Here is an 11,472-nt window from a genome sequence, read left to right on the forward strand (position 1 = left end):
CATCTATATTTGTTATTAAAGCAAATTTTGATAGCTCGAAAATATCATCATTGCGATTATCTTTATTATCGGTAATAATTCTAAGTAAGTCCTTAGAAAAACTTTGGTTATTGAGTAATGCTATTTATATTTAGAAGTTGTCTTGTAGATGGTTTTAATTGTTCTGTTACGAGCGATAGATTAAAACTTATTTTATCATTAGATTTTTGTATTTTATTTTTATATTCTTCTTTATCTAATCCCGGTACATTATTTAATATTTGAGCACCTTGTACTATTAATACTGGATAACCTTTAAATTCTTGCACTAGAAATTCTACTAAATTATTATCTTTGTCCAATAAAATAATATTTGCAAGCTTAATAGTTTCGGGCTTTTCAAATGGTACAGCTTTTACTATATAAGGCATTCTATCACTATCTTGTGAACAAAATATGATATTGCCATTATGTTCCCAATTAATAAAATCTTGTATTTTTTTATTCTCACCTACTTTTAAATTATCAAATATTAACAACCATTTATCATTCTGCCCCAGATATTCCATCAACTCTTTTTTTACATTAGCTGCTTCTTCTGCGATTAAAATTTTCCCTTCAGCTTTGTTAATAGCTTTTGCTAACTTTAAAAGTTCATCATTAATATTTAAATTGGAATCAATAAACCAAATTAAATTATAATTACCTTTATTTGCATAAGTATACATTCTAGCTAGCTGAGTTTTGCCCATTCTGCTAATGCCTACAATACTCGTTTGTCTATATTTTCCTAGATTAGTTTTTATCTGATTTAGTTGCTCAAGATGATTTATAAAATAGCTGACCGGTGCAATTATATTATTTACTTTGGCTTGAGCGAATAAATTTGAAGGAATGATGGATATTATGAATAATAGTAATAAATTTTTCATTTCTTTTCCTTGATTTTGGTTGTCAATGTAACTTATATTTAATGTCAAATAATTTTAATCAACTAATCAAGAAAGAGCTTAATTTCTTTACTAATTATATATGACTGTTAACGAAGTAATTTTAAATATTTAGTCTGATTCTTCTTTATCCCAACCAGCTAAATAAATGATATTATCTTCATTTGCTATTTTATTTTTTTTAATTGCTTTTTCATTTATTTCTATAAGATTTGTCTTATCATAACTTACTTTACAATTAAATCCGTTTGACTTTAGTATCTTAAATATTTGTTCTATGCTAAGGATAAATGGATTAGCATGTGATTTCGTAAATTCACTTGATACTGCGAATAAATCCTTTTCCTTTTCTAGCGGTACTCCACTATAACTAAAACTAAATGATACCTTACCTGCAACATTACTTATGAATAAATTTATGTGATGTTTATTATTATAAAATTGCTTTTTAATAATAAAGAAAAGATAATTTATCATACTATATATCACTTGATAAAATGCTGCAGTAGAAGAAAAGTATATTTGTTTTTCAAGACAAGTTATACTAAAAGAAATGTTTTCATCTTCTTTATCAAATCTATTAGTAAAAACTTTAATTAACTTTCTTACATCTATTTCCTCTTTATTAGAGGAGTTATATAAAGCGATAGAACAATATAAATCTTTTTCTAAATATGATCTTTTTAATTTTTTATCTTGTTTATCTAGCGAATCTTTTTCATTTAATAATGTTGTTTTTGCTGCTTCTTGATTAAATAAATAATTAATTTCAACATCTGTAGTTTTTTTAAACTCTGTATCCCATAATTTTGTCATCCATAGCTTTTCGCACTCTTTAACAGCGGTCTCATATTTATTCTTATATTCTTTCTCAATTTTTTTTGATAAAGCTTGATATATATAATATACAGCGATAAAGGTAAGCGATAAAAAAGTGATCATAAACCATAAAGGTTTTTTAATATCTTTTATTATCTTATTCCAATAATCATTATTAATACTGGTTCTTATTATCAATTTATTATCTTGATTTAAATAATATATTTTATCCATTTCATAATTTTCAAAAATAGCATTTGAATAAATTAAATTATTATTTTGTTCTATCTTCACATTATTAAAATTAGGTATAGACCTCTCTAATAGTGATTGCAGCTTATATAAACTATAATTTACACAATTTTCATTTTTACAAATTCTAATATAATTATTATTTGATGAGATATTAGTAGACTGTAAATTAGTATTTAATCTAAAAGCTAATGTTTGAAACTTATTTAAACCAGTTTCTAATATTAAATTATAATTGTTATTTAAAAATAATAATTTTGCATCTTTTATTTTTTGGTCATAATAATTAAAAAGTACTAATATAATAACTATATAACCAACTCCAGCGGAAATAATTGTAGACAAATTAATTCTTTCCGTTTTATATATGGATTTTAAAATATTGAAATACATAAACCAAAAATGATACTCATAATCACTACGAAATCTATTAAAACCTTAATTTAGGTTTTAAATTTTAAATTAAATTTAGGAAATAGATTTTTGTAACGAAGAGGTTTATACTTTTTCTACTAAAAGTCAATAAAAATTTTTTATATTATATAAAATAAAAAAATATAGGAGGAGTATGTTATTGAATATTATAGTATTTTATAGAAGTAACGTAAGCAAAAAATACAATTTAAATTGCTAAGGTTGTATCCTAAAATTGGTAGTACTAAATAAGTATAGACATCGTCATTGCGAAGAGGCATTGTTACGTGGATACCAAATCGTCATGAGCTACGCGACTGCAAGGAGCGTGGCAATCCAGAAAAATAATAAAAAATGCTATAAGTTAGCATTTTTTACTGGATTGCTTTGTCAATTACTTCGTAATTTCCTCGCAATGACGGAAAAACTGATCCACGCGGGCAATGCCTTGCGAGGAGCATAGCGACGAAGCAATCTCTGGACACTTTCATGAGATTGCCACGCTCCTTTTAGTCAATCGCAATGACGGCAATAACGTTTTATTCACTCCCCTCTACTACCACTTCCTCTTCAAACTCGCCGTCTTCTTCATTATCATCAGAGCTTTCAGCAATTAGAGAAGCAGATACAACTTTTTCCCCGTCATCTAACCTAAATAAAGTGACACCACTAGTATTACGTCCTGTAATACGTACTGTTTCGAGTTTACAACGGATTAATTTACCGCTATTGGTGATAAGCATTAGCTCATCATCCATTTTAACAGGCATAACGCCAACTACTAAACCGGTTTTGTCGTTAATATCCATATTGATTATACCGCTACCACCGCGGTCAGTAATCCTATAACCATAAGCCGAGCTTCTTTTACCAAAGCCGTTTTCGGTTACTGTTAAAATAAACTCTTCGGAATTTGCCATTTCTAAAATAGATTCAGCAGTCAAATCCACGCCTAATTCTTCAGAATTAAACTCTTCCCCTTTAGCGATCTCAAGTCTCTTCTCCCATGATACGGATAAATAAGCGTCTCGCTCCTCACGTGTAGCTTTGATACCTCTCAAGACAGTCATAGAAATCACTGAATCGTCTTCGGCAAGTCTCATACCACGCACTCCGTCGGAAGTACGGCTCTTAATCACACGCAACGACTCAACAGGGAATCTTAGAGCTTTACCCGATTTGGTTGCTAGTAAAATATGCTCATCCTCTTTACAAGGTTTTACATCTATTAACTTGTCATCTTCATCAAGCCTAATTGCAATCTTACCGTTTGACTGAATCTTTTTGAAATCTAATAAATCACTTCTTCTAATATTACCTTTAGCGGTCGCAAACATAATATTTAGATTATCCCACTCATCTTGATTTTCAGGCAGCGGCATAATATTGGTAATATGCTCATCACCTTTAAGCGGCAAGATATTAACCATAGGTCTACCTTTCCCTTGCGGATTACTTAAAGGAAGCTTATATAGCTTTAAGCTATAAACCTGCCCGATATTCGAGAAGAATAACATTGGCGTATGAGTACTACCAACAAAAACTTGCGTGGTAATATCCTCATCACGCATTGAAAGCCCTGACCTACCCTTACCACCTCGTTTTTGAGCTCTATAACTACTTAGAGGCACACGCTTTATATAACCGCCCAGCGTTACAGTTACTACCATTTCTTCACGCTGGATTAAATCTTCTATATCTTGGTCAAACTCACCAAATTCAATCGAGGTAAGACGAGGAGTTGCAAACTCTTCTTTAACCTTAATTAACTCTTCTTTTAAAATTTCAAGTAACCTCTCACGTGAACCTAAAATATTTAAATATTCAGTAATCTCAGTGGCAAGGTTCTTTAAATCTTCCTCTAACTTATTCTTTTCCATGGCGGTTAAGCGTTGCAATCTCATCTCTAAAATTGCCTTTGCTTGGGCTTCGGTAAAGCTACATTTACCCTCTTCATTCAACATTGCCTTATCATCAACTAACTTCACAAGCGGCAGAATATTTAACGCATCCCAACTGCGTGCCATTAATTCTTGCTTAGCAGCATTCGGATCGCTTGCAGCTTTTATAATACGGATTATTTCGTCGATATTGCTAACAGCGATAGTTAGCCCCAGTAAAATATGAGCTTTATCTCTTGCTTTATTAAGTAAATATATAGTGCGGTTAGTGATAACTACTTCCCTAAAGCTAACGAAAGCCGCTATTACTTCTTTTAAATTCATTACCTTAGGCAAGCCATCTTTTAGAGCAAGCATTATAACGCCAAAGCTAGTTTGAAGCTGCGTACAGGAATATATTTGGTTTAAAACTACTTCAGCTACAATATCTTTCTTCAGCTCAATATAAATTCTTATACCGTTTTTATTCGACTCATCACGTAAATCGCTTATACCCTCAATACGTTTTTCCTTAACCATTTCGGCAATCTTTTCAACAAGCCTTGCTTTATTTACCATGTAAGGTATTTCGGTAATAATAATTGCTTGACGTCCGTTACCTAAATTCTCAATCTCAGCTCGCCCTCTTATAGCGATGCTCCCCCTACCTGTTAAATAGGCTGATTTAATACCATTAACACCTAGAATGATCCCGCTTGTAGGGAAATCAGGACCTTTAACAACTTCTAAAAGGTCTAAAATTTCTATATCATTATTATCTACATATAAACAACAAGCATCGATAACTTCACCAAGATTATGAGGCGGAATATTAGTTGCCATACCAACCGCAATACCACCACTTCCGTTTACTAGTAAGTTCGGGAACATAGAAGGCAGCACTGAAGGCTCTTCTTCAGAACCATCATAGTTTGGGTTAAAGCTAACAGTTTCTTTATCAATATCCTCAATCAGTTTATGGGCTACTTTTGCCATACGTGATTCGGTATACCTCATTGCCGCCGCAGCGTCACCATCCAATGAGCCGAAATTACCCTGCCCATCAACAAGCGGTAGACGCAGCGAAAAATCTTGAGCCATACGCACTAACGAATCGTAAATAGCACTATCCCCGTGCGGATGGTATTTACCCATCACGTCACCGACTATTCTAGCGGATTTTCTGTAAGCTCTGTTTGCATGGTTGCCAGCTTCATGCATTGAGTAGATGATACGGCGATGTACCGGCTTTAAGCCATCTCGAACATCCGGTATTGCCCTACTTACTATGACGCTCATAGCATAGTCAAGATAAGATACTTTCATCTCATCTTCGATATTTACCGGTACTAAATTAGAAGAATTATTATCAGTCACGATTATATAGCCTTGAATTTAATGATTATATTAATTATAGAGGTATAATTTATTTCTTTCAAGGATACTCCGTAATTTTCTTACACTAACGGAAAAATCGATCCATACATGGAAGTCTGTTTTCTAAAAGATGATATGGTAAAAGTTTCTCCTTTAGAGAAACTAAAGGAGAAACCATAACTACACTAATTTTATAATAAATTATCGATGGTTTTTATGGGAACTATGAGAACCATGACTACTGCCATGCCCCCCTCCTTTATGACCCATGGTAGAAGCAGCCTTACTTCGCTCTTCCGGAGAAGAATCCTTGCTACGCATTACTGCTGCTGCATGCGATAAATTATTATTGTGTTTTTCTTCATTTTTACTGTGATGATTGTTTTTATGAATGGTCATAATAACCTCCTTATGTTAAAAATATGTTGAACACTATTAGTAAGTTAACGTAAGCTGATAAACAACCTACAGCCACAAGATACTCCTCTAAAAAAATATGTCAAGCGTTTTAATTTATTATTTTTTACAAAAATTATAGACTTTAATTTTTATGATAAATTCTTAACTTAAAGTAACTTTAATTAAATATGATATTTATGCTGATGATAGATATTATTTGTGATAGTCATTCTGTCATCCCGTGGCTTGACCACGAGATCCAAAAAATAATAAAAAATACTAATTTTATTAGTATTTTTAACTGGATCCCGCTACAAGCTCGCGGGATGAGAACTGGAAAACTGATCTACGCAATAAAGCCGCAATGGAATGACAGTTGTTCTAGTGAATCCCACTACAAGTGAGCTAGATGACAGAAATAACGCTGTGATAACTAGTATTCTAAGGCTTCTTCGTCAATGCATGTTCTAGTACCTGATCAATATTTGAAACAGGGATAATTTCTAGACTACTTTTTATATTCGGTGGTATGTCTCTCAAATCTTTGACATTTTCTTCCGGAATTAGTACTGTCTTAATCCCTCCCCTACTTGCTACTAGCAGCTTTTCCTTAAGACCGCCAATCGGTAGAACATTGCCTCGTAAAGTAACCTCACCGGTCATAGCAACAGTGCGGCGTACCGGTATTTTAGTCATCAACGAAACAATGGTGGTAAACAAAGCACAACCAGCAGACGGACCATCTTTTGGAATAGCACCAGCAGGAACGTGGATATGAACATCAAAATCTTTATAATCTTCATATTTTAAGCCGAAATCAGCCGCTCTACTTCTAAAACAGCTATATGCAGCCATTGCTGATTCTTTCATTACATCACCGAGTTTTCCGGTAGTTTTGATTTCACCTTTTCCCGGGAATGATAACGCTTCAATAGTTAAAAGCTCCCCATCTACCTCCGTATAAGCAAGCCCAGTAGTACTACCTATTTGATCATTTTTTTCAGCAAGACCAAAATTATATTTTTTAGCACCTAAAAACTCTTCTAGATTATTGCTATCTACAGAAATATGCTTAACTTTTTTATCAGCTAGAATTTGCTTTAATGCTTTTCTGGTTAATGCTCCTATTTCACGCTCTAATGACCTTACACCTGACTCTTTAGTATAATATCTAATTAAATCTAAAATAGCGTCATCGGAGATAGTAATCTCATCCTTTTTAATTTTATGCATCTTAAACTGCTTAGGAACTAAATAATTCTTAGCAATTTGAATTTTTTCTTCTTCTACATAACTGGAAATATTGATAATTTCCATTCTATCGATTAAAGCTCTAGGTAAATTATAAGAGTTAGCAGTCGCAATAAATATTACATTTGATAAATCATATTCCACTTCTAGATAATGATCGACAAAATGGCTATTTTGTTCAGGATCTAACACCTCAAGCAATGCTGATGCAGGATCACCTCTAAAGTCCGAACCCATTTTATCTATTTCATCAAGTAACATAACAGGGTTACTTGTCTTAACTTTCTTAAGCTGAGTAAGGATTTTACCAGGCATTGAGCCAAGATAAGTTTTTCTATGCCCTCTAATTTCAGCCTCATCTCGAACACCGCCTAAGGCAAATTTGGTATATTTTCTACCCATCCCCTCGGCAATAGATTTTATTAAAGATGTTTTACCAACGCCAGGAGGACTGATTAAGCATAATATAGGACCTCTAATTTTACTGGAACGCTGTAATACTGCTAAATATTCTATTATTCGCTCTTTAACTTTCTCTAGACCAAAATGATCACGATTTAGGATTTTTTCAGCTTGGTTAATATCAATTTTACTATTATCATATTTACCCCAAGGCAGGCTAAGTAACGTCTCAAGATAATTACGTGTTACTCCGGATTCTGCTGACATCTGGTTCATAGTGCGGAGTTTTTTAAGTTCTGCTTCAGCTTTTTCTCTAGCTTCTTTTGACAGTTTTGCAGCTTTAATTTTTTTATCAAATTCAGCAAGATCTGATTTATCTTCATCAAGCTCTTTCTGAATTGCTTTCATCTGCTCGTGCAAATAATAATCACGCTGGGTTTTCTCTATTTGCTTTTTCACCCTTTGTTGCAAAGCTTGTTCGGTTTCTGAATTAACTATATTGGATGTAAGGATGTTAATAATTGTACTGATACGCTTAAAAGGACTTGTTTCCTCAAGTAAGCGTTGTTTTTCTTCAAGCGAAGTAATCAGATGTGAAGCTAAAATATTTATGATATTTATAAAATTAGTAGTCTCACTTATTTCTTTATTTATAGTTTCAATAATTTCTGCATTGATTTTTTTATCACTACCTGCATATTTAGCAAATAATTGCACAGCATTATCAACTAATGACCGCATATTATTAGCATCGAATATTTCTTCATCAGGGATAATTTCGTAATTTGCTTCGAATGCTTCATCACCTTTAATATTACTTATCTTTACTCTTGCTATCGCCTCCACTAAAATTTTTGCGGTAGTGTTAGGTAATTTTACTATTTGAATAACCTTAGCAAGTATACCAACATCGTAAAGCTCGTTTTTATTTGGGTTTTCTTGATCGAATTTTTTCTGCAATGTTACTAAAATGTACTTACTATTATCTTCTTCAGAAATTGTAGTATTAGAGAGAGCATGCAGGGATTTTTGCCTACCTACAAATACAGGAGCAATTACACCAGGAAATACTACTATATCTCGCAGTGCCATTAATGGCAGTGATTTTTTATTCATCAATTAAAACCTTTGAAATTTGACGGGTATTAATTATATAATATAGTATTAAGACTATTTCAAGCTACCATTATTAATTATTATTTATGAATTTATTACTTCAAAATCCTAAAAATGTAGCAACTGCACATAACAGGATTAAACAATATCTGCATTTAACTCCTATGGTTCATTCCGAAAGCTTAAACGAGATGCTGGGACATGAGGTTTTTTTTAAGGTTGAATCACTGCAAAAAACTGGTGCATTTAAAGTAAGAGGCGTATTAAATCATTTATTAGAATTAAAAGAGCAAGAAAAACTACCTAAAAAAATAGTTGGTTATAGCACAGGTAATCATGGAATCGGACTTGCTTATGCCGGTAAGATACTTGGTATTAAAGCAAGAATTTATTTGCCGTTAAATACTTCTCGTGTAAAACAGCAAGCAGTAATTCATTATGGCGGGGAAGTTATATATACCGATACTCGGCAAGAAGCGGAAGAAAAAGCAAAACTAGACGAAATGCAAGGCTTTTACTATATGCACCCATCCGATAGCGATTCTACGATAGCGGGAGCTGGTACGTTATGTTATGAGGCTTTGCAACAGCTTGGATTTAGCCCTGATGCTATTTTTGCCTCTTGCGGTGGTGGCGGACTGATCTCAGGCTCCTACCTTGCAAAAGAATTAATATCACCAACTAGTTTATTGATAGGTTCAGAACCACTATCGGCTAATGATGCTTATTTATCAGTTAAGAATAATGATATATTTAGGTTTAAGGATTCACCTAGTACCATTGCAGACGGTCTTAAAACTCTTAGTGTTTCGGCTCGTACTTTTGAGTATTTAAAAAAACTTGATCATTTTTATTTAGCTGAAGAATATGAAATATATTATTGGACGGCTTGGCTTACCCATTTGCTGAAAGTAATATGCGAGCCATCAAGTAGTATAAATATGGCTTCAGTGGTAAACTGGTTAAAAACACAAACAACTCCTAAAAAGCTGCTTGTGCTAATATCCGGCGGTAATATCGACCCTATCCTTTATAATGAGTTGTGGAAAGAAGAATATTTAACCGTTCCGCCTAACATATCTGCTTAAAAATTTATTCATACAGTTTTTCCGGAAAACTAAAACAAGTAAGAAAGCACAAATTTTAGAAATTTCATATAGAAATGCGAAAATCCATCCTAACATCATAGCCTCACTTTTATCTACAGAATCATCTATCTCTAGCAGATATTTTTTGAATTCATCTGGATCTTTGAATTGCCTAAGATCAATTTGAAACATTGGATCAAATTGATCAGGATTTTTTTTAGCATTTTCTAATTGCTTATTCTGTTCTAACAAAACAAATTCTTCATATCGCTTATATGCGTCATTTTCTACACTTCCTCCGCCAATAGACATAACAAAAAATGTTAAAAATGTGACCAAATGACACAAAACTATTAGATATTTATTTTTAATAAAATGTCTTATTGTTAATATGATTAAAAATGTATAGATTGATATTAAAAATAACTCATAATTCGATTGTAAGAAATTGAACATAACTATGCTTTTTTGATTTCATAACTTTAAAATATAATTTTCATCTTTTACAAGCAATAAATTTTAATTAATTATTATTCTATCATGAATTCCAATTATACTAGTTTACAAAGCAATAATTTAACCTTAGCTTGGCTTAAGCTTGGTATAATATCTTTAGGGTTTGCTGGTTTATATTCGGTTGTTCTGGTAGTACTTCGCACGCCGCAACTTGCTAGCTTTTTTCCCAATCCTCATATTTTCAAATCTGCATTAATTATTCACGTTGATTTATCGGTATTAATTTGGCTACTATCTATTACAGCAAGTGTTTGGGGTAGTGAAACGTCATTGCGAGGAGCGAAGCGACGTGGCAATCTTGTCAAACATCCTGAGATTGCCACGCTCCTTTTAGTCGCTCGCAATGACGCGTTCCGCCTCTATCCAAAACTCGCTTTTTTTGCTACCATCCTTATAGCCATTTCCCCTATAGCTGGACATAATCCGGTCATGAATAATTATATACCGATGCTTGAGAATATAATATTCGTCTTAGGTCTTAGCTTATTCGGTATTACTTTGCTATTATACGCTATAAATATTCTATATTTATTTGATTGGGCAAACTGGAGTAATTTAGTTAACTTCACTATTCTATCGACTATAATAATGTATATCTTGAGTTGGGTTTGTTTCTGGTGTTCTTATAGTGATTTACAAAATGTTATCCAAATTATTCCTATCGAAATAGAATTTTATTATGAGTTGCTTTTTTGGAGCGGCGGTCATTTATTGCAATTTATTTATACTCAAATAGCAATGTTTATTTGGATTATGTTATTTGAAAAGCTAATAGGCAAAGAATCAAAATTCCAAAAATTCTATCTATTCTTGCTATATTTAAATTTTGTTTTCAGTACTCTTATTATTTGGGGGCATATCTCTTACGATATTATCGATGGTAACTTTAAAGAATTTTATACCAACCATATGAAATATTTAGGCGGAATAGCACCTGTTTTGTGTGTAGGTGGTATAGTAGTTGAATCGTTATGTCACTGTAGCGTCATTGCGAGCGACTATAAGGAGCGTGGCAATCTCAGGGTGTTT

At 32.6% G+C, this 11,472-nt stretch carries 7 protein-coding genes and 1 pseudogene; 2 read left to right on the forward strand and 6 right to left on the reverse strand.

Going from position 1 to position 11,472, the window contains the following annotated elements; translation table 11 throughout:
* Positions 1-107: 107 nt before the first annotated feature.
* From AAHF54_RS04740 to lon, 5 genes are all read right to left on the reverse strand, one after another.
* Positions 108-911 carry a hypothetical protein gene (locus AAHF54_RS04740; RefSeq protein ID WP_342169862.1) on the reverse strand — a complete coding sequence of 268 codons (804 nt, stop codon included), beginning with the start codon at positions 909-911 and terminating at the stop codon, positions 108-110.
* 129 nt (positions 912-1,040) lie between these two features.
* The gene (locus tag AAHF54_RS04745; RefSeq protein WP_341788164.1) at positions 1,041-2,345 is read right to left on the reverse strand and encodes a hypothetical protein; all 1,305 of its coding nucleotides are present in this window, start codon (positions 2,343-2,345) and stop codon (positions 1,041-1,043) included.
* 608 nt (positions 2,346-2,953) lie between these two features.
* Positions 2,954-5,671 (reverse strand): DNA topoisomerase (ATP-hydrolyzing) subunit A, encoded by a 2,718-nt coding sequence (gene gyrA, locus AAHF54_RS04750; protein ID WP_342169863.1) that lies wholly within the window; start codon positions 5,669-5,671, stop codon positions 2,954-2,956.
* A gap of 201 nt (positions 5,672-5,872) precedes the next feature.
* On the reverse strand, positions 5,873-6,070 hold the full coding sequence (locus AAHF54_RS04755) for a hypothetical protein (RefSeq protein ID WP_341788166.1): 198 nt from the start codon (positions 6,068-6,070) through the stop codon (positions 5,873-5,875).
* A 441-nt stretch (positions 6,071-6,511) separates the two neighbouring features.
* On the reverse strand, positions 6,512-8,839 hold the full coding sequence (lon, locus tag AAHF54_RS04760) for an endopeptidase La (protein WP_342169864.1): 2,328 nt from the start codon (positions 8,837-8,839) through the stop codon (positions 6,512-6,514).
* A gap of 86 nt (positions 8,840-8,925) precedes the next feature.
* Here lon and AAHF54_RS04765 point away from each other — a divergent pair, with 86 nt between their 5' ends.
* Positions 8,926-9,927 (forward strand): serine/threonine dehydratase, encoded by a 1,002-nt coding sequence (locus AAHF54_RS04765; RefSeq protein ID WP_341788168.1) that lies wholly within the window; start codon positions 8,926-8,928, stop codon positions 9,925-9,927.
* On the opposite strand, the gene AAHF54_RS04770 is transcribed toward AAHF54_RS04765, so the two are convergent.
* On the reverse strand, positions 9,898-10,266 hold the full coding sequence (locus tag AAHF54_RS04770) for a hypothetical protein (RefSeq protein WP_341794996.1): 369 nt from the start codon (positions 10,264-10,266) through the stop codon (positions 9,898-9,900). The two genes, AAHF54_RS04765 and AAHF54_RS04770, sit on opposite strands and share 30 nt — an antisense overlap.
* 201 nt (positions 10,267-10,467) lie before the next feature.
* On the opposite strand from AAHF54_RS04770, the pseudogene AAHF54_RS07470 reads away from it, so the two are divergent.
* Positions 10,468-11,416: pseudogene (locus AAHF54_RS07470) on the forward strand (hypothetical protein); the annotation flags it as partial.
* Positions 11,417-11,472 lie beyond the last annotated feature (56 nt).

The organism is Rickettsia endosymbiont of Seladonia tumulorum, from assembly GCF_964030815.1.
Taxonomy (GTDB): Bacteria; Pseudomonadota; Alphaproteobacteria; order Rickettsiales; family Rickettsiaceae; genus Rickettsia.